At 69.8% G+C, this 20,143-nt stretch carries 15 protein-coding genes; 2 read left to right on the top strand and 13 right to left on the bottom strand.

Features of this window, described 5'->3' with window-relative positions:
* Positions 1 to 121 precede the first annotated feature (121 nt).
* The 6 genes from OOK38_RS03535 to OOK38_RS03560 form a co-directional block, all read right to left on the bottom strand.
* A complete protein-coding gene (locus OOK38_RS03535) occupies positions 122 to 1,138 on the bottom strand; it encodes a hypothetical protein (protein WP_266763539.1) in 1,017 nt (338 codons plus the stop codon).
* A gap of 61 nt (positions 1,139 to 1,199) precedes the next feature.
* Complete coding sequence (locus OOK38_RS03540) at positions 1,200 to 2,258, bottom strand: NlpC/P60 family protein (RefSeq protein ID WP_266763538.1); 1,059 nt, start codon at positions 2,256 to 2,258, stop codon at positions 1,200 to 1,202.
* A 37-nt stretch (positions 2,259 to 2,295) separates the two neighbouring features.
* Positions 2,296 to 2,778, bottom strand: coding sequence for a poly-gamma-glutamate biosynthesis protein PgsC/CapC (locus OOK38_RS03545; RefSeq protein ID WP_266763537.1), 483 nt, complete (start codon positions 2,776 to 2,778; stop codon positions 2,296 to 2,298).
* Positions 2,775 to 4,760, bottom strand: coding sequence for a poly-gamma-glutamate synthase PgsB (gene pgsB, locus OOK38_RS03550; protein WP_266763536.1), 1,986 nt, complete (start codon positions 4,758 to 4,760; stop codon positions 2,775 to 2,777). Before pgsB ends, OOK38_RS03545 begins: the two co-directional genes overlap by 4 nt.
* 6 nt (positions 4,761 to 4,766) lie before the next feature.
* Positions 4,767 to 7,028, bottom strand: coding sequence for a cache and HAMP domain-containing protein (locus OOK38_RS03555; protein ID WP_266763535.1), 2,262 nt, complete (start codon positions 7,026 to 7,028; stop codon positions 4,767 to 4,769).
* Positions 7,029 to 7,460: 432 nt separating this feature from the next.
* Positions 7,461 to 8,687 (bottom strand): CapA family protein, encoded by a 1,227-nt coding sequence (locus OOK38_RS03560; RefSeq protein WP_266763534.1) that lies wholly within the window; start codon positions 8,685 to 8,687, stop codon positions 7,461 to 7,463.
* Positions 8,688 to 8,752: 65 nt separating this feature from the next.
* Between OOK38_RS03560 and OOK38_RS03565 the strand changes: the two genes are divergently transcribed.
* Both OOK38_RS03565 and OOK38_RS03570 read left to right on the top strand, forming a co-directional pair.
* Positions 8,753 to 9,685 carry a hypothetical protein gene (locus OOK38_RS03565; protein ID WP_266763533.1) on the top strand — a complete coding sequence of 311 codons (933 nt, stop codon included), beginning with the start codon at positions 8,753 to 8,755 and terminating at the stop codon, positions 9,683 to 9,685.
* 4 nt (positions 9,686 to 9,689) lie between these two features.
* A complete protein-coding gene (locus OOK38_RS03570) occupies positions 9,690 to 10,064 on the top strand; it encodes an NTP pyrophosphohydrolase (RefSeq protein ID WP_266763532.1) in 375 nt (124 codons plus the stop codon).
* A 406-nt stretch (positions 10,065 to 10,470) separates the two neighbouring features.
* On the opposite strand, the gene OOK38_RS03575 is transcribed toward OOK38_RS03570, so the two are convergent.
* The 7 genes from OOK38_RS03575 to OOK38_RS03605 form a co-directional block, all read right to left on the bottom strand.
* Positions 10,471 to 11,994 carry an amino acid permease gene (locus tag OOK38_RS03575; protein WP_266763531.1) on the bottom strand — a complete coding sequence of 508 codons (1,524 nt, stop codon included), beginning with the start codon at positions 11,992 to 11,994 and terminating at the stop codon, positions 10,471 to 10,473.
* A gap of 144 nt (positions 11,995 to 12,138) precedes the next feature.
* Entirely contained in the window at positions 12,139 to 14,070 is a 1,932-nt protein-coding gene (dxs, locus tag OOK38_RS03580; RefSeq protein WP_266763530.1) for a 1-deoxy-D-xylulose-5-phosphate synthase, read from the bottom strand.
* Positions 14,071 to 14,262: 192 nt separating this feature from the next.
* Positions 14,263 to 15,552 carry a sugar ABC transporter permease gene (locus tag OOK38_RS03585; protein WP_266763529.1) on the bottom strand — a complete coding sequence of 430 codons (1,290 nt, stop codon included), beginning with the start codon at positions 15,550 to 15,552 and terminating at the stop codon, positions 14,263 to 14,265.
* Complete coding sequence (locus OOK38_RS03590) at positions 15,549 to 16,337, bottom strand: ATP-binding cassette domain-containing protein (protein ID WP_266763528.1); 789 nt, start codon at positions 16,335 to 16,337, stop codon at positions 15,549 to 15,551. The genes OOK38_RS03585 and OOK38_RS03590 overlap by 4 nt, the downstream gene beginning before the upstream one ends.
* A gap of 182 nt (positions 16,338 to 16,519) precedes the next feature.
* Positions 16,520 to 17,620, bottom strand: coding sequence for a substrate-binding domain-containing protein (locus OOK38_RS03595; protein ID WP_266765899.1), 1,101 nt, complete (start codon positions 17,618 to 17,620; stop codon positions 16,520 to 16,522).
* Between the two features lie 132 nt (positions 17,621 to 17,752).
* Positions 17,753 to 18,952, bottom strand: a complete 1,200-nt coding sequence (locus tag OOK38_RS03600; RefSeq protein ID WP_266763527.1) for an ROK family transcriptional regulator — start codon at positions 18,950 to 18,952, stop codon at positions 17,753 to 17,755.
* A 243-nt stretch (positions 18,953 to 19,195) separates the two neighbouring features.
* A complete protein-coding gene (locus OOK38_RS03605) occupies positions 19,196 to 20,134 on the bottom strand; it encodes a carbohydrate ABC transporter permease (RefSeq protein ID WP_266763526.1) in 939 nt (312 codons plus the stop codon).
* Positions 20,135 to 20,143: the final 9 nt, after the last annotated feature.

A 20,143-nucleotide genomic window follows, 5' to 3' on the forward strand; every position in this document is an offset into this window, starting at 1 on the left:
ACGTGAAGAGGGCCTCCGCTTCGGCGGGGGCCCTCTTTCGTCGTTGTCGGGACGGGTGGACGGCGTGGGAGTGCCGAGCGTGCCGTGCCCCGGGCAGGATGACCTGGCCGGGCCTACGGCGTCACACCGCCCGCCATGCCTCCAGGGCGATCCCCGGCTCGTCCTTGCGGCGGGTGACCCGGAGTTCGCCGGTGCCCGGGGAGAGCGTCGCGGCGACCACGCGGCCCTCCTCGTCCTCCGTCAGCGACACCAGGGCGTCGGCGGGGAGTTCCGGCCCCGACTCCGTCCACCACGCGCCCGCCGACTCGTCCTCGGTCGGGTAGGCGGCGAAGGCCACCCGTCCGCTCGACGAGCGTTGGGCGAGCAACGTGCAGTCGTGGCCGTCCAGTTCGCAGCGGACGACGCAGACGGGACCCGGGCCGGCCGAGGCCAGGAGGGCCACGGGCTTGGTGCCGGGGCGCCAGGCGCACACATCGCCCGAGTCGTCGGTGAAGAAGAGCGTCGTCGAGTCAGCGGAGGTCGCGAGCGCGCGCAGGGTGTCCGGGCGGACCGGTGCCTCCAGCGCCTCGTCCAGGGCGGGGACCGAGCCCGCCTCCTCCTGGCGCCAGTGCAGAACGCCGCCCGGAACGGCCGCGTACAGCTCGGCTCGGCCGGACATCCCCGTCACGGCCGCCAGGTCCCCTTGGACGTCATGCCCCTTGAGGTCGCGCCAGGGACCCCAGCCGCCCTTCAGCTTCTGGCCGACCATGCTCACTCCGCCGCTCTTGTTGCGCACGAAGACATGGGCACGCCCCTCCGCGTCGACCGCGACGGCGGGGTTGCCGGTCCGGCCCCCGGTGCGGTCGGGGTGACCGATCGGATTCCAGTCGAGGGCGGAGAGGTCCGGCCGGAAATGGGTCGAGTGGACGAGGCCCGACTCGTCGCGGACGGTCGGACGCCAGGAGACCAGATGGGCGTAGCGGTCGGGTCCCTGGCCCAAGGCCATGACGGGGTGCAGGCGTTGGGCGCCGCCCACGGTGCGCGGAGGGTCCCATGGGCCACCGGGTCCGCGCTCCGCCCGGCAGCGGACGGTGGCCTCCGACAGCAGGTACGCACTGAGCCTGCCGTCGCGGCCACGTATGAGCCAGTCGACGTTCACCGGTTCACCTTAATCGGGGACGGGCCGCTCGCCGAGGCCCGCCCCCGCACCGGTCAGCCGCTCACAGGCGCTTGGCGCTGCGCAGCAGCCCGGCGTAGAAGCCGTTGCCGTCGATCCGGGAGGCACCGCCCTTGTCGCCCATGGTCGGTCCGTTGACCTCCTTGCGGCTGGAGATGAAGACACGGTGGCCGTCGGTGTCCACGCCCAGGTACAGGGCGACGTGGTCCAGGTGGTTGCCGGTGCGGTGGTCCATCTTGAAGAAGAGGAGGTCACCGGGCTGGACCACGTCGATGTTCTTGGGGCGGGTGTACCAGGGGGACGGCCCGGAGAGCTTCAGGATGTCGACGCCGATCTTCGATCGGGCCATGCCGTCGGCGCTGCGCGGCAGTCCGTCGCCGGAGAGATTCGTCGCCATCAGCGGATAGCGGGCCCGGTAGCCCCAGATCATGCGCATGAACCCGGAGCAGTCCAGGGCGCGGTAACGCTCCTTGCGCGCCACCATCGAGGTGCCGTCGCGGAAGGTGTAGTTGATGCCCAGGTAGTCGTAGAAGTCGTTCTGTTCGAGGCGGTCGACGCCGTCCTCCTTGAAGGGGCCGAAGATCGCGTCGCCCTCGTACGGAACGCCCTCGTCGTCCTTCTTCACCGGCGCCCCCTCGACGTACTGGAAGGCGATCGCGAAGATGTCGTCGGCCTCGCTGCCGTAGAACTCCTTGAACCAGTCCTTGAACCACTTCTCCTTCTCGGCACCCTTGCGCCAGGCCTCCGGCATCAGGCGCACCCAGTCCTGTGTCACCACACGGGACTGGGTGTTGGCCGGCTCGGTGAGGGTGCGGGAGGGGCCCCGGAGGGTCGCGGTGCGGGCGCCGTCCGTGAAGGTGGCGAGGATGTCGCCGTTCTCGCCGCGCAGCACGGAGCGGGTCGGGTTGTTCAGGCGCTCCCAGGTCTGCTTGCCGGTGGCCTTGCCCGAGTTCTCCAGGGCCGGCTTGTCGGTGACGGCCTGCACGGCCGGGACCTTCGCCTCCTCGTCCTTGCGGAGTTCGAAGGTGAAGTAGGCGCTGCCCGCGAGCAGCGCGAGGACCGTGGCCGCGTGGAGGACGGGACGGCCTTTGCGCTTCGGCATGGTGACGGCTCCAGAGGTTCCGAAGAAAGAGGCGGGCTCAGGCGGACGGCATGGCGCCGAGAAGGATTCCGGCGGTCAGCACGACGTAGGTGGCGAGCGTGACCGAACCGGTCGACAGCAGCGTGGCCCCCTTGGGCTGGCGCACCAGCTGGTAGCCGACGAGACCGGGGACGATGAAGCCCAGGGTCTGGTTGGCGTACAGCAGCGGGAACTCCATCTGGAGCACGATGATCACGGACGCCTGGATCAGTACGCCGGTCAGCACGACGGCCGCGAACAGCCGCTTGCCGTAGAGGATCACGAAGCGCTGGAGCAGCAGGGTGGTGACGTACGTCAGAACGGTCACGCCGAGGACGAGCGCCGCGCGCTGCAGGTCCTCGATGAGGGTGAGCGCCAGCCAGCCAGGGGTGATCATGCCGCCGGGCGAGAGGTTGGTGGTGAGGTAGCAGATCAGCGAGAACATCAGGCCCAGGCCGATGCCGATCGCGGCGATCTCGGGGGTGAGGACGGAGGGGATCAACGGGGCTCTCCTGGGCTGCGCCACTGCTGGGGGTCGTCGTCGGGGTGTGTGGGAGGTACGCGGGGTTCGAACAGGCCGCGGGACCCGGGCTGTTCACCGGAACCGGGCGGCTGGGGCCGTGTGTCCGCGGCTCCCTGCGACTCGTCCGGCCAGGGCTCACGGGCCTGCTCGGGCCGGTACACCTGCTCCGGCTGGTGGCTCCGGCGCGGGTGCTCCGGCTGCTGGTGCGGGTGCTCCGACCGGTGCGGCTGGTGCGGCTGCTCCAGCTGGTTCTGCTGTGTCTGCTGCGGGTAGTCGGGACGCGCCCGCCGCGAACGGCTCTCCGGCGCGGACGCACCCAGCGGGTCCGTCCGCGGGTGCGCCGCCTGCGGTCGGCCCTGCTGCGGCTGGCCCTGCTGCGGCTGACCCCGCTGGTCGAGCGTCGCCTGCGGGTGACCCTGCTGGTGATGCCCGGCCTGCGGGTGGCCCTGCTGAGGCTGCGGCTGGCCCTGCTGGGGACGGCCCCGGCGCGGACGGCCCTGCTGCTCGGGCGTCGGCTGCGGGTGACCCTGCTGGGGGTACGGCTGGGCCGCGGTGCGCTGTGCGGGGACGTGGGTCTGGGGCGCGTACCGCGTCTCGTACGCCTCCGAGTACCGCTGGTAGGGGTCGATCCGCGGCGCGTACAGCTGCACGGTCTCGACGTGCTCGCGCACCGGCGTCGGCACACGCGGCTCGTCGGCCGTGCCGCCGGGACGGTCGGCACGGCCGGCGTCACCGGCGGCGTTCCCGTCCGCGCCGTCGTCCGCGCCGTCGTCCGCGCTGTCGTCCGCGGGGAGTTCGGCGAGGTGCTCCAGCAGGTGCTCGCCCTGGCCGTGGATGTTGCCGATGGCCACCAGGGAGCTGTCCGCGCCGAGCTCACCGAGCAGCCGGCGCATGAACTCCTCGGGGTCGCGGCGGTCGCCGCCGAGGTCGACCGCGCGGGAGCGGTACTCCGCGGGCATCGCGTCGATGGCGCTCTTGGCCGGGTGGCCGATCACGAAGACCTTCTCGGGGTCCAGCTCGGGGATGATCTCGCCCATCTGACCGTTGCGCTCGACGCGGTCGGGGCGGCAGTTGATCACCACGTTGAGCGGGCGGTGGATGGCGCCGAGATCGAGCAGCTGGTTGATGTTCATCAGCGTCGACTCGGGGTCGTTGGCCGCGAAGACGTTCGCGAAGCGGAGCTTCTTGCCGTCCTCGGTGACGTACCGCTCGACGGAGAGGACACCGGGGTCCGGCGGCGCGTCGTACATGCCCTGGAGGGCCGTCTCCCGCTCCACGCCGAGGAGTTCGGCGACGGTGAGCGCGATCGCCACGTTCTCCTTGAAGGTGAACCAGCTGAACCCGCGCAGCTCCTCGTCCGAGACCGTTTCCGGGTCGGCGTAGATCAGCTTGCAGTCGCGGGAGTCGGCCTCCTCCTGGAGGATCGCGAAGCGCTCCTGCTCGGCGGTGACACAGATGCCGCCCTCCGGCATGGACCGGGAGAGCGAGCGGGCCACGTCGTCGAGGGTGGGGCCCATCTCCGCGAGGTGGTCCTCGCGGACGTTGCACAGGACGCCGATCGTGGAGCGGATCAGCTTGGACTGGTTGATCTCCTGGAGGGCCGGCATGACGGCCATGCACTCGATGACCAGGGCGTCCGGGTTGTACGCCGCCGCGCGCCGGACGATGCCGATCTGCTCGACGACGTTGGCGATGCCGAACTTGCGGTAGACCGGCTCCTCGGTGGCGTCGGGGTGGATGAACCGGGCCGCCGTACCGGTGGTCTTGGCGACCGTGGTCAGCCCGCCGCCGCGCAGCGCGCCCGCGCAGAGCCGGGTGATGGACGACTTGCCGCGGATGCCGTTGACCAGCACCCGGGTGGGAATGTTGTCCAGGTTGGTGAAGTGCCGCCGCTGTTCGACGATGCCCGCCACCAGCAGGATCGCGCAGCACACCACCAGGACGGTGAAGAGGAAGAGCACGGCTGATCAGTTCCTTACGTGCTGCTGGGGCGCGGTGCCGGGTGCGCTCCGGCGCGGGGACGGCTGCTGTCTGCGCTGTTCCTGGAGCTGCTGGCGGACGAGTTCCAGGGAGCGGGTGACCGCGCCGACCTCGTCGTGGTTGCGCGGGAACAGGACGGTCTTGCGGTCGCCGCCGGCCAGCGCCTCGGCCTGGCCGGCCAGGGCGCGCAGCGGCCGGGCCACCACGATGTGCATCCAGCCGAGACAGGCGGCCGCGGCGGCGGCACCCAGCAGTCCGGCGAGCACCGTGCGGTGCTGCACGTCGTACTCGGGGATGGCGAGCCGGTCCGCGGGCTGCCAGCTGACGACGGTCCAGCCGAGCTGCTTGGCCGGGCCGCCTCCCACGAAGGGAGCCGCGGCGGCGATCTGCACGCCGTCCTCGCGGTAGAGCACACCGGCGGCGTGCGCGGACTTGCCGACCTTCTGCCCGGCCGCGAAGACCAGGTCCTTCAGGCGCTGGTTGGGCAGCGACTGGAAGGCGAGGTAGCCGGTGTTGCCCGCGATGACCTTGCCCTGGTCGTCGACGAGGCGTACGACGCCGAGGCCCGGCCTCTTGAGCACCGAGTTGAGGAAGTCGATCCGGAACTCGCCGACCAGCGCGGACCCGTCGCGGCCGGGGATCTCGGCGGTGCCGACCACGAGCGGCTTCTTGCCTCCCTGGCCGAGCAGCTGGATGGGGTCGGCGGTGGCGGGCTTGGGCCGCGCCTCGCGGGGCTTGTCGCCGACCTGGGCGACCACGTCGCCGGAGGCGTCGACGACGTAGAGCGACTGGTAGCGCAGGTGCTGGTTGAGCGTGCGGTCCAGCACCTTGGTCATGTCGTCCGGGGTGGTGCGGTCGCCGATCAGCGTGGCCACGGACTGGAGGTCGGCCTCGCCCTCGTTGAGCGCGCGGCGCACCCGGTCGGTGAGCGTGTCGGTGCGCTCGCGCTGGTCGTTCACGAGCTGCTGCGGTACGACGACGGTGCCGTCGGCCCGGTTCAGGATGAGCAGCAGCGGGGCCGACCAGGCGAGCAGCAGGACGGCGCAGACGGCGAGCAGGCCGCGGGTTCCGATGCGGCGCGGGCCGCGCGGGCGGGGCGCGGCCTCGGTCCGCTCGGCGCCTTCGCCGAGCAGCTGGCCGCGCAGCCCTTCCAGGGCCGTGCCGATCCGGCGGGCCTCGCCGTAGCCGGGGACGCTCACCGGGCGTGCCAGGTCTCCGCGGGTGAGGCGGCGCGACTCCAGGAAGAGCCGGATGAGCGGCCGCTGCACCGTACCGAGCAGCACGGCGACGGCGATGCCGCCGATGATCAGGAGGGCGCCGCCGGCGAGCAGTCCGAAGACGGGGGAGGTGGAGCGGGTGGGGTCCTCGGCGACCTTCACCATGGCGACCACGGTGAGGCCGAGGGCGGTCGCGGTGGTGGTCTCGCCGGGCTGCGGCGCGGAGAGCGTGGCGTAGCCGGCGACGGACCGGTCGCTGAGGAACGTGCCGCCGAGCAGGCTGCCGCTCACGCCCAGGTAGCCGCCGGAGCCGGGCTCCTTGGTGCTGAGCGGGTGCTCCCCGGCCTTGCTCGCCGCCGTCTTGGCGAAGGACTTGAGCTGCTTGTTGGACGCGGCGACCTCTTCGCGCTGGAGGTCGGTGAGGACCTGCTCGGGCTCGGGGATGCCGTCGCTGCTGAGGATCGCCCCGGAGCGGTCCACGACCGCGATGGAGCGGAACTGGCCGAGGCTGATGCCCGGGAACTTGAGGCTGTTGGAGGCGACGAGAAGCAGCTGCGGCTTGCCCGGCCAGGACAGCAGCGCGAAGGACAGCAGCCGGACCTCGCCGTTCTCCAGGCGCACCATGCGGGGCGCGAGCCCGCCCTCGTCGCCGAGCGTGGACCGGTCGAGGGAGGTCAGCGGGACGGTCTCGCCGCGGGTCGCGACGAGCTTGCCCGACCGGATCTCGATGACCGCCGTACCCATCCACTTCTGGTACGTGTTGCCCAGTTTGTCGAGCACGGTGTCGCCGGAGACCGGCGCGCCCGCGCTGAACAGGGCGGCGGAGCGGTCGAGGTCGGTCACCGACTCGTCGATGGAGGCACGCAGGGCGATCGCGCCGTCCTCCGCGAAGTGCTGCTGGGACGTCTGGACGGCCTTGGGCAGGCTGGTGTCACCGGCCGGACCGAGCACGAGCGCCGTGACGGCCGCGAGCGAGAGGAGGAGCGCCGACAGGACCGCTATGGGCGGTCGTATGCCGCCAAGCAGCGACATATCAGCTCTGCGGCGAGCACGGTGCTGCCGCGCCGGGGGCGATGGCGCCAACGGACAGGTCCTCTCAAGCGGTTGTACGGGCAGGCGTGCGCGAAAGCGGCCTGCTTGCGGGTGCGGGTGCGGGCGTGACACAGGGGCACAGTTGGGAAAATTGAGTCCCTGCGCGTGTCAGACCGGCGAAGGAGTCAGGAAGTTGCACGGATTAAAAGTGATCTGGGCAACATCAATGTTTCGAACGGGCATGTTCGGGCAGGACCGATCGATTCCGGTTCGAATGGGGTCCGTCACCGCTCCGGCGGCCCGGGCCGCGAACCCGCGCCCGGCCGGCCGTCGGCGCCGGCACGGGCGGGCCCGAACGCCGGCTCGCGGCCCGCGACAAGGCAAGTGCCCGGCCCGAGGCGGGCCGGGCACGGATCCTCGCGCCGGTCGGCCTCAGCCCGGCAGTTCCGTGAGCGGCTTGAGGCCGTCCTTCGCCGCGCCGCGGTTGAGCATGGTGCCCTCGGTCCGCTCGAAGGCCAGCCGGAGACGGGCCCGCTCCTGGTCGCTCAGGTCGTCGCGCTCGAGCTCCGCCGCGACGTCCACCAGCCGGTAGTTCTTGACGTCACCCTTCGCCGGCTCGGCCGGGGTGCCGTCCTCGGTCGCCTCGGGGTCCGGCGGAATCTCCACGAGGGTCGGCTCGTAGCGGGCCTCGACGTCCCACTTGCCGCCGTGCTCGGTGAAGGTGAACCAGCCGATCACGCCCTCCTCGGTGAGCCCCGTCGGCACGTCGTGGCGCGCGACCTGGTTGCCGAGGCCGTACACGATCCAGGTGCCGTCGACCTTCTCCATCGGCTGCACGACATGCGCGTGGTGCCCGATGACCAGGTCGATGCCGGTCTTCCGGGCCAGCTGCCGGGCGAACTTGAGCTGCGGGGTCGACGGGTTGGGGTGGTGCTCACGGCCCCAGTGGATGGAGAGGATCACGACCTCGGCGCCGGCCGAGCGGGCCCGCTTCTCGGCCGTCCTGATCCGGCCCAGGTCGTTCTGGTTGACCAGCCACGGCTTGTCCTTGGGCAGCTCGTGGGCGTTGAAGCCGAAGGCGAAGGAGATCTGCGCGACCTTCACGCCCTTGACGTCCATGATCAGCGGGGTGAGCGCGTCCTTCTCGGTACGGAAGGAGCCCGTGTGCTTGAGGCCCGCGGAGTCCAGGGTGTCGAGGGTGCGCTTCACACCGGCGTAGCCGTGGTCGATCGAGTGGTTGGAGGCGGTCGAGCAGGTGTCGTAGCCGATGTCCTTGATGGTCCCGGCTATCTGCGGCGGTATGAGGAAGTTGGGGTAGCTCTCGAAGGGGCCCTTCGGCTTGCCCATCACCGGCTCCATGTGGCAGATGCCCAGGTCCGCCTTGCTGATCACCGGCTTGATCCCGGCCATGAGCGGACCGAAGTCCAGACCGTCGACCCCCCGGCCGGTCTCCTTGGCGTCCGCCGTCGCCTGCTCGATGAGCTGAGGATGGATCAGAATGTCGCCGGCCGCGGCTACGGTGAACGAGCGTCCGCCCCCCTTCGACGTGGAGTCGGAGTCCCCGCCTCCTCCGACGAGGCCGCACCCCGACAGTGCGGCGACGAGGGTGAGCGGGGCCAGGAGGGTGGGCAAGGTGCGGCGGTTACGGCGTCTGGTCACCGAGATATCTTGATACAACCATGAGGGCAAACCGCTCCAGAACGATAACGATCGCAACACTTCTCTTGCTCATCACCGCTCTCGCCTGTTGGGGAACGGTGGTCCTGCGCGACACCCGCGACACCCGCGGGGAGTCGCCCTCCGGCCGGCCCGGGGACGGTCCGCCGTCCGTCGACCTGGCCCGCTCCGTCGCGGCGTACACCGACCGGTTCGCACCCGACGGTGCCTTCCGGCCACCCTCCCGCACCGAGCGGCAGACGGTCGCCGACGGGGTGGGACTCCTCCTCGACCACCACCGGGAACAGGCCGAACAGCGGCTCGCCGAGGTCGACTTCGCCGTGCGCACCCTGGTCGACAGCGCCACCGGCCGACAATTCGCAGAGGTGTACGACCGCGTCGACCAGGGGCCCGCGCCGCGCGGCTGGGGCCGCGTCTTCATCGGCCTCGGCCACCCCGTCCGATGGTCGGTACAGGTGCCCCATCCGGTCGCGGACCAGCACACGGAACTGCTGGGCGTACGCATCCTGAGAGGCTCGCCCGGCGGTCTCCTGGTCGTTGCCGGAGCACATCGCAAATCCGGCGAGGGGGATGCCGCGGACGTGGCGCACCGCCGCGACACCGTCTTCCACGCGGTCTGCTCCGAACTCGTCCGGCGAGGTGTCGCCGGCATCCAGCTGCACGGCTTCGCCCAGGAGTCCGCCCCGCGCTACGACGTGATCGCCTCGGCGGGTGCCGGAACGGCCGGCCGCCCCGCGGGCCGCCGGCTCGCCGACGCGCTCGGCGCCAAGGACTTCGCCGTGTGCCGGGCCTGGGCCCGCTCCTGCCCGCTCGCCGGGCGGGACAACGTGCAGGGGCGCTGGGCCGCCGAGAAGGGGATTCCGTTCCTCCATGTGGAGTTCGCCCCGGGGCCGCGCTCGGACGTCCGGAAGGCCGCCCGGGTGGCCGAGGCCGTATCCGTCGTCACGCGCCGCTGGGCCGGGGGCGTTCTGGCAGGGTGAGGGCATGACGACTCTGCTCATCGTGGACGGCGCCAACGTGGTGGGGTCCGTGCCGGACGGCTGGTGGCGCGACCGCCGCGGCGCCGCCGAGCGGCTCAGGGACCGGCTGGCGGACTTCGCCGAGCGGGGCCTGCCCGGCCACCCGGGCCCCCTGGAGATCGTCCTGGTGGTGGAGGGCGCGGCGCGCGGGGTGGCTTCCGTCCCCGGAGTCCGTGTCGACGAGGCGCCGGGCAGCGGCGACGACCGCATGGTGGAGCTGGTGGCCGAGGCCGGGGGCCGCGCCCGCCTGGTCGTCACGGCCGACCGCGAACTGCGCCGCCGGGTCGGCGAACTGGGCGCGGAGGTCACCGGGCCGCGCACGGTACGCCCCCACCCCTGACCGCCGGCCGGCGCGCACCGCACCACTCCGTCCCGCCGCCCCCGGCCGCCGCCCCGCCCTCCGCGTACCCCGCGGCCCGCGCCCGCCACTGACGGGGCGAGTCCCGCACGCACTCCCCCGCCCCGCCGACGGAAGCGGGTGCCGCACGCACTCCCCCACCCCGCCGACAGAAGCGGGTGCCGCACGCACTCCCCCACCCCGCCCACGGGAGCCGGTGCCGCACGCACTCCCCCGCCCCGTCCCTCGCGACGCCGGACCGCGCGCCGCGTCGCCGCCGCTGTCGACGACGGCCGTACGAGGACTTCGTCCGGGCCTGTGCGGACCTCGGCCGGGCCCGGGGACGCCGAAGGGCCCCGCGGTCACCGCCGGAGGGTGACGTACGGGGCCCGAGGGCGGAGCGGGCCGGCTACCGGCCGGGGCCTCCGGGCGGGCCCTGGACCTCGCCCAGAGTCGTCTCCTCGTGCCGGCCGAGGCGGCTGTGGGAGCGCCCGTACAGGAAGTACACGACGACGCCGATCACCATCCAGATCGCGAACCGCAGCCAGGTCTCCGCGGGCAGGTTCAGCATCAGCCACAGCGTCGCGAGGACCGACAGGATCGGCACCCACGGCACCCACGGGGTGCGGAAGGCGCGGGGCAGGTCGGGGCGGGTGTGGCGGAGCACGACGACGCCGACGGCGACCACGATGAAGGCGAAGAGCGTGCCGATGTTGACCAGTTCGGCCAGCTCGCTGAGGCTGGTGAAGCCGGCGAGGATCGCGATGATCACACCGAGCAGGATGGTCGGGCGGTGCGGGGTGCGGAACTTCGGGTGCACGCGGGAGAAGAAGCGCGGCAGCAGTCCGTCGCGGCTCATCGCGAAGAAGACACGGGTCTGGCCGAGCAGCAGGATCATGCAGACCGTGGTCAGTCCGACCGCGGCGCCGAAGCTGATGAAGCCCGCGTACCAGGGGTGCCCCGTGGCCTTGAACGCGTCGGCGAGCGGGGCGTCGATGGACAGCTGGCTGTAGTGCTGCATGCCCGTGACCACGATCGACACGAGGACGTAGAGCGTGGTGCAGATGATCAGCGAGCCGAGGATGCCGCGCGGCATGTCGCGCTGCGGGTTCTTCGTCTCCTCGGCGGCCGTGGCGACCACGTCGAAGCCGATGAAGGCGAAGAACACGACGGAGGCCGCCGTGAAGATGCCCATCACGCCGAAGTTGGTCGGCGCCCAGCCGAACATGAGCTGGATCAGCGGTGACTTGATGCCGCTGCCCGCCTCCACGGCCTGCGCCTTGGGGATGAACGGCTTGTAGTTGTCGCCGTCGATGAAGAAGGCGCCCGCGATGATCACGACCAGGACGACGGTGACCTTGATCGCGACGACCAGTGTGGTGATCCGGGCGGAGAGCTTCACGCCGATGACGAGAATGGCGGTGAGCACCAGCACCAGCGCGGCGGCGAGGATGTCGAAACCGAACCCGTCCGCCCCCTCCCGCCCGCTGAGTGCCTCGGGCATGTGCCAGCCCGCGTTGTCCATCAGCGAGCGCACATAGCCCGACCAGCCGACGGCCACCACCGCCGTGCCGAGCGCGAACTCCAGGACCAGGTCCCAGCCGATGATCCAGGCGGGCAGCTCGCCGAGTGAGGCGTAGGAGAAGGTGTACGCGGACCCGGCGACCGGGACCGTGGAGGCGAACTCCGCGTAGCACAGAGCCGCCAGCGCGCAGGCGACGCCCGCGGCGACGAAGGCCAGCGAGACCCCCGGCCCCGCGTTCTCCTTGGCCACTTTGCCGGTGAGGACGAAGATGCCGGTGCCGATGATGACGCCGACACCGAACACGGTGAGATCCAGAGCGGACAGCGTCTTTTTGAGCGCGTGCTCCGGCTCCTCAGTGTCCAAGATCGATTGTTCGACCTTCTTCGTCCTGAAGAGGGTGTTGCTCACGGACGTACCTCCCACGCTTGTCGTCCTCGACATGATCGAGAGGGCAGGTAGCAGCTATCCCCCGACGCGGCCCGGTTCACGCAAATGGGCCGGTTTCACCACCCGTACAGGGTGCTGAAACCGGCCCTTCGGCCCTGCGGTACGTCAGTCGCGCGCGGGCTCCACCGCGTCCACGGCATGCGCGGTGGTGCGCTCGTAGCGGCCGTCGAGCTTGGCCACGAGTCCGGTGACCTGCCGGGCGATGTCCGGCGCGGTCAGGCCGATCTCCGCCATGACCTCGGCACGGGAGGCGTGGTCGAGGAAACGCGGCGGGATGCCGAAGTCACGCAGCGGGACGTCGACGCCCGCGTCGCGCAGGGCCTGCGCGACCGCGGATCCGACACCGCCGACCCGGGAGTTGTCCTCGACGGTGACGACCACGCGGTGCTGCTCGGCGAGCGGCGCCATGGCCTCGTCGACCGGCTTGACCCAGCGCGGGTCGACGACGGTCGTGGTGATGCCCTGCTGGTCGAGGAGAGCGGCGATCTCCAGGCACATCGGGGCGAGCGCGCCGACGGAGACCAGCAGCACGTCGGGCGCGTCGGTGCCGGGCGCCCGCAGGACGTCCATGCCGCCGATCCGGCCCACGGCGGGGACGGCCGGGCCGACCGCGCCCTTGGAGAAGCGCACCACGGTGGGCGCGTCCTTCACGTCGACGGCCTCGCGCAGCTGGGCGCGGACCTGGTCGGCGTCGCGCGGCGCCGCGAGCCTGAGGCCCGGGACGACCTGGAGGATGGACATGTCCCACATGCCGTTGTGCGAGGCGCCGTCGGTGCCGGTGACGCCCGCGCGGTCCAGGACGAAGGTGACGCCGCACTTGTGCAGGGCCACGTCCATCAGGACCTGGTCGAAGGCGCGGTTGAGGAAGGTCGCGTAGACGGCGAAGACGGGGTGCAGTCCGCCGGTGGCGAGGCCGGCCGCGGAGACAGCGGCGTGCTGCTCGGCGATTCCGACGTCGTACACCCGTTTGGGGAAGGCCTTGGCGAACCGGTCGAGGCCGACCGGCTGGAGCATCGCGGCGGTGATCGCGACGATGTCCTCGCGCTCCTTGCCGAGCTCGACCATCTCCTCGCCGAAGACAGAGGTCCAGTCGGCACCGGACGAGGCGATCGGCAGGCCCGTGTCCGGGTGGATCTTGCCGACGGCGTGGAAACGGTCCGCCTCGTCCTGGAGGGCGGGCTGGTAGCCGCGGCCCTTCTCGGTGAGGCAGTGCACGATGACCGGGCCGCCGAAGCGCTTGGCGCGGGCGAGGGCCGACTCGAGGGCCTCGATGTCGTGGCCGTCGATCGGGCCGACGTACTTCAGGCCGAGGTCCTCGAACATGCCCTGCGGGGCGATGAAGTCCTTCAGGCCCTTCTTCGCGCCGTGCAGGGTCTCGTAGAGAGGCTTGCCCACGACCGGGGTGCGCTCCAGGAGGTCCTTGCCGCGGGCCAGGAAGCGCTCGTAGCCGTCGGTGGTGCGCAGGGTCGCCAGATGGTTCGCGAGGCCGCCGATGGTCGGCGCGTACGAACGCTCGTTGTCGTTGACGACGATGATCAGCGGGCGGTCCTTGGCGTCGGCGATGTTGTTCAGCGCCTCCCAGGCCATGCCGCCGGTGAGCGCGCCGTCACCGATGACGGCGACCACGTGGTCGTTCCTGCCGAGGACCTCGTTCGCCTTGGACAGTCCGTCGGCCCAGCCGAGGACCGTGGAGGCGTGCGAGTTCTCGATGATGTCGTGCTCGGACTCGGCCTGCGAGGGGTAGCCGGACAGGCCGCCCTTCATCTTCAGCCGGGAGAAGTCCTGGCGGCCGGTGAGCAGCTTGTGGACATAGGACTGGTGGCCCGTGTCCCACAGCACCCTGTCCTTGGGCGACTCGAAGACGCGGTGCAGGGCGATGGTCAGTTCCACGACACCGAGGTTGGGGCCGAGGTGGCCGCCGGTCTTGGAGACCGCGTCGACGAGGAAGGTCCTGATCTCGCCGGCCAGCTGGTCCAGCTGCTCCAGGCTGAGCCGGTCCAGATCGCGCGGTCCCCTGATGCGGGTCAGCAGCGGCACCCGTGCCTCCTTGCAGTAGAGCTGTTGCCGGGCTTGGTCGAGTCTAATGTTCCGCCTTTTCGGGCGCGGGCCGGGCCCGGCGATGTACGCCACACGATCGGCCCAACCGGCGGGAACACACGTTCCCGTCCGGACATGACTGTGCCCGGCGCCGCCATTGGCGCCGGGCACAGTGCCTGTGAGGGTGGGACCCTACGCGCGACCCGCGGACTTCTGGGTCTTGCGGGTGACGGCGTCGATGACGACCGTGGCGAGAAGCACACCACCGGTGATCATGTACTGGACCGGCGAGGCGATGCCCTGCAGGGCCAGGCCGTACTGGATCGAGACGATCACCAGAACACCCAGCAGGGCGTTCCAGGTGCGGCCACGGCCACCGAAGAGGCTGGTGCCACCGATGACGGCCGCCGCGATGGCGTTCATCAGGAGGTCACCGGCGCCCGCGCCCTGGTTGGCGGAGGCGATCTTCGAGGCGATGAACAGACCGCCGATGGCGGCGAAGGTGCCGGAGATCGAGAAGACCGAGATGCGGATCAGCTCGACGTTGATACCGGCACGACGGGAGGCCTCGACGCTGCCGCCGAGCGCGAAGATCTTCCGGCCGAACGTGGTACGGCGCAGCACGAAGTCCGTGATCAGCAGGACCGCGAGGAAGATCACCACGGCGAGCGGCAGACCCTTGTACTGGTTGTACATGATCGCCACGCCGAAGCTGAGGATACCCAGCAGCACCGTGCGGGCGATGGTCTCGCTCACCGGGCGGGACGGCACACCGGCCGCCTCGCGGCGCTTGTTGCCGAGGAACGAGCTGAGGAAGAACCCTGCGGTGACGACGACCGCGAGCACGTAGGCGGCGGCGACATCAGTGAAGTAGTAGCTGGTCAGCTTGGCGACGACGCCCTCGCTGTCCAGGTTGATGGTGCCGTTGCTGCCGAGGATCTGGAGCATCAAGCCGTTCCAGAACAGCAGACCCGCCAGGGTGACGGCGAAGGCCGGCACACCGATGCGCGCGAAGACGAAGCCCTGGATCGCGCCGGCGACCGTGCCGGTGAGGATGGCCAGGACGAACGCCAGCCACTCGTTCATGCCGTGCGTGACGCTGAGCACGGCGAACGTGGCGCCGGCCAGACCGGAGAGCGAACCGACCGACAGGTCGATCTCACCGAGCAGCAGCACGAAGACGATGCCGACCGCGATCATGCCCGTGCCGACCATGGCGACGGAGATGTCGGAGAGGTTGCCCGCGGTGAGGAAGTTCTCGTTCAGGCTCGCGAAGATCGCCCAGATGACGATCAGGCCGATGACGACCGGGATGGAACCCAGGTCGCCGGACTTCATCTTGCGCTTGAACTCGCCGACGTAACCGGCGAAGCCCTGCTCACGGACGAGCAGGCGCGGGTCGACGGCGGTGACCGCCTTGGCGGCCGCCTCGGGGTTCGCCACGTCGTGGGAACCGGTCTCAGAAGTCTTGTCGATGCTCACTTCTGAGCCTCCCCGCTGCGCGCCGCACGACGGGTCACGGCGTTCTCCGTGGCGCCCGTGATGGCGGAAATGATCTCTTCCTGGGAGGTCGACTTGACCTCGAAGATGCCGTTGTTGCGACCGAGACGCAGAACGGCGACCTTGTCGGCCACGGCCTTCACGTCAGCCATGTTGTGGCTGATGAGGATCACGGCGTGACCCCGCTCGCGCAGACGCTCGACGAGGTCGAGGACCTGGGCGGTCTGCTCGACGCCGAGGGCCGCGGTGGGCTCGTCGAGGATGACGAGCTTGGGCTCACCGAGCATCGAACGGGCGATCGCCACGGTCTGGCGCTGACCGCCGGAGAGCGAGGCGATCGGGATGCGGACGCTGGGGATGCGGATCGACAGCGTGTCCAGCAGCTCGCGGGAGCGGCGCTCCATCTCGACCTCGTCCAGGACACCGCGCTTCTTCAGCTCGCGGCCCAGGTAGAGGTTCCCGACGACATCGATGTTGTCGCAGAGCGCGAGGTCCTGGTAGACCGTCGCGATGCCCAGGTTCTGGGCGTCGTGCGGACGGCTGATCTGGACGGACTTGCCGTCCCACTCGATGACGCCCTCATCGATGGGGTGCACGCCGGCAATCGTCTTGACCAGCGTGGACTTTCCGGCTCCGTTGTCGCCCACCAGGGCGACCACTTCACCGGCGTGGACCTCAAGCTCTACATCGGTGAGCGCCTGGACGGCACCGAATCGCTTGGAGACCCCGCGCAACGCCAGAACAGGCGTAGCGGACACGTTAACCATCTCCTTCGCCGCCTGACCCGGCGGGAGGTTGTGCAGAAGTATGCGGTGGGGTGTTCCGTCCGGCGCCCCGCTTAGCTTGCGGGGCTATTGGATGCGGGGCGCCGGAGGAGCTTTGGATCACACGAGCCACGTACGGGAATTCAGTATCGAATTCCCGTACGCGTTTGGCTACTCGCGGTTGTTTACTGCAGGCCGGCCTTCTTGCAGGCCGCGGCGTACGCCGGGGTGCAGATGTCGTCGACCGTGTACAGGCCGTCCTTGACGACGGTGTCCTTGATGTTGTCCTTGGTCAGCGAGGTGACGGGGACCAGCAGGGACGGGATCTGCTTGTCGGTCGGGCTGTCGACCTTGTCCTTGGCGACGGTGTCGAGCGACTTGCCCTGGGCGAGCGCGACGGCCAGCTCCGCGGCGGCGTCGGCCTCCGGGGCGTACGGCTTGTAGACGCTCATGAACTGCTCACCCGCGAGGATGCGCTGCACACCGGCGAGCTCGGCGTCCTGGCCCGTGACGGGGACCTTGATGCCGGCGGCCTTCAGCGCGGTGATGATACCGCCGGCCATGCCGTCGTTCGCGGAGTAGACACCGATGATGTTCTTCTTGCCGAGAGCCGAGATCGCCGCCTCCATGTTGGCGTTGGCGTTCTCCGGCTTCCACTCCTTGGTGTCGTACTCCTTGCCGACGTTCACCTTGCCGTCGAGCACCTCGTGGGCGCCGGCCTTGAACTGAGCGGCGTTCGGGTCGGTGACCGAACCGTTCATCATGACGATCTTGCCGTCCTTGGCCTTGGAGCCAAGGGCGGTGAGGAGCGCCTCACCCTGCGTCTTGCCGACAGTCTTGTTGTCGAACGAGGTGTAGGCCGAGATCGGGCCCTGCGCGAGGCGGTCGTAGGCCACGACCGGGATGCCGGCGTCCTTGGCCTTCTGGACCGAGCTCTTGATGGCGGCCGCGTCCACAGCGTCAACGATCAGCACGTCCACCTTGTTGGTGATCATCGTGTCGACCTGCTGGTTCTGCGTGCTCGCGTCCTGCTTGGCGTTGGCGTAGATGACCTCGCCCTTGCCGTTCGTGAGCTCCTTGACCTTCTTCTCGATCAGCGGCTTGTCGAACTTCTCGTAGCGAGCCGTCTGGTTCTCCGGAAGGAGCAGACCGACCTTGATCGCGTCGCCCTTCTTGGAGGCGCTGGCGGAGCTGTCACTGTCGCCACTGGACTCCTTGGCGCTGCCACAAGCGGCGAGAGAAACGGCCATTGCACCAGCGGCAACGGCAACGGCGGCACGACGCATCTGCGTGTTCACTTTGAAACCTCCCTGACGAGGCCGCGTCGTTGCGGCCGAGGTGGTTTGGAGTCAACTCGGCCACCCGTGCGACGTCAAGAAGTAAATACTTAACGAGATGGCAACGGTGCCATGCGTTCTCTAAGTGAAGGCAGGGGTAGCGGCCGAGAGTGAACCGTCCAAAAGGGTCGAATCACCCATCTCGCTGAGCGCGAGAGCGAGCGCTCCGAGCACCTCTGCACGGCCGCCAAGTGCCCCTGGCAACACCGAGAGTTGACGTGCGGCGCTGGGGATCGCATAGCGGCCGACAGACTCCCTGATGGGCCCGAGAACGAGCTCCCCGGCCTCGGCGAGATCGCCGCCGAGGACCACCCGGCTCGGGTTCAGCAAATTGCAGAGATTGGCGACTCCACTGCCGATATGTCGGCCTACGTCGGCGATCACCCGACGGCAGCCCGGATCTCCGTCCCGCGCCAGCCTGACCACGCCTTCCATGGTCAGATCGGTACCGTGACTGGACTGGAGGAGCGGCAGCACATAGCGCGCCGCCGCGAAGGTCTCCAGGCAGCCACGATTGCCGCAACGGCAGACGGGGCCGGATTCATCAAGTGTAATATGCCCGATTTCTCCCGCTGTGCCACCCGGACCGCGGTAGATCTTGCCCTCTATCACCAGGCCCGCGCCGACACCGCTGGCGACCTTGATGTACGCCAGGTCCCTGACCCCGCGCCCACTGCCCCAGACCATCTCGCCGAGCGCGCCGAGATTCGCGTCGTTGTCCACGTAGACAGGCACGCCGAGCCGCCCCCGCAGCTCCTCGGCGGGCCTGGCGCCGGTCCAGCCCGGCAGGATCGAGGTGGACCCCAGAGTCCCCGATTCCACGTCGATGGGCCCCGGCACGCCGAGGCCCACACCCGCGATCTTGGAACGGTCCACACCGGTTGCTGCGATCAGGCGACCGACCAGCTCCTCGGCCCGGTCGAAGCCCTGCGCGGCGGAGGCGTCCACGTCCAGCGGCTCGGACTCCTCCGCCAGCACCTGATGGGCCAGATTTCCGACCGCGACGCGCAAATGCGTGTGCCCGAAGTCGACACCGATGACGATGCCGGCGTCCCCGCTCAAGGACACGCTGCGCGCCCTGCGGCCGCCGGCCGAGGTGGGTGTGACCTCGACCGTCCCGCCGTCCTTGAGTTCACGGACGATATTGGAAACGGTCGCGGCCGACAGGCCCGTCGTCCTCGCGATCTCCGCCTGCGTGAGCGAGCCGGCTAGGCGCACCGCTCGCACGACGCGCTCCAGATTGGCTCGGTGCAGCGAAGACTGCGACCCCGGAGTCTCCATCGACTCATCCACTCCTGCCCTCAGCCGGGCGGCCCCGATGCCGCCCGTGTGATCTGGGTCACGTCAACGGGACCCCGGTCACTTACAAGTTGTGAACTCCAAGCTCCGCTGAACGGGTTACCGCCGTCAAGTCCTTGACGAAAATCGGGTCCGTCCATTCATGTTCGATTTTCGCCATGACCCGGACACACGTACGCCACCCCCGGGGACGGGGGTGGCGTAGGCGACGGAAGGGGCGGAGCGCTACTTGAGGGTCGCCGAGGTGAGACCCGCCTGGACCTGGCGCTGGAAGGACAGATAGACGATCAGCATGGGGATCATCGCGATCGTCACGCCGGCGAACAGGACGGGAAGATCGGTGGCGTACCCCTGCTGCTGCTGGAGCTGGATGAGGCCCTGGGTCAGAACGTAGCGTTCCGGATCCGAACTGTTCTGCGGCTGCATCAGCACCGAGGGCAGGATGTACTGGTTCCACTGGCCCAGCACGTTGAAGATGCCGACGCTGAGCAGTCCGGGCTTGGCCATCGGCAGCATGACCTGGAAGAACGCCCGGGTGTGCGAGGCCCCATCGAGCACCGCCGCCTCGAAGACCGCCGTGGGCAGCGTCCGGAAGAACGCGTGCATGAAGAACACGGTGAACGGCAACGAGTAGGCGACGTACACCAGGATCAGGCCTTGGTACGTGTTCAGCATGTCGAGGCGCTTGACCATGAAGAACAGCGGCACCAGGGCGAGGAAGACGGGGAACATGGCCCCGCCGACGAAGAAGTAGTAGACGACCCGGTTGCCCGGGAACTCGTAGCGGGCCAGTACGTACGCCGCCATGGAGCCGAGGAGCATGGTCAGCGGGACGGAGAACACCAGCACGATCAGGGTGTTGGCGAAGTAGTCGCCGATGCCCTTGTTCCAGGCCCGGCTGAACACGTCGAGCTGCCAGTTCGAGGGCCAGCCGAGGGCCGAACCGCCGATCTGCGCGTCGGTCTTGAAGGAACTCAGGACCAGCCACAGCAGCGGCAGGATGATCAGGACGGCCCACAGGGCCAGGAACCCGTGCGAGAAGACGTTGAGGGCCATGCCCTCGGTGCGCTTGTCGCCCGGCCGCGGCGGGGCCTTCCTGACGGTTCGCTGCGGGGGTACTCCGGCGCCGTCGACCTTCGTCGGCTCCGTGATGGGTGCGCTCATAGTCGTGTC

The sequence above is a fragment of the Streptomyces sp. NBC_00568 genome, assembly GCF_026341855.1.
Classification (GTDB): Bacteria; Actinomycetota; Actinomycetes; order Streptomycetales; family Streptomycetaceae; genus Streptomyces.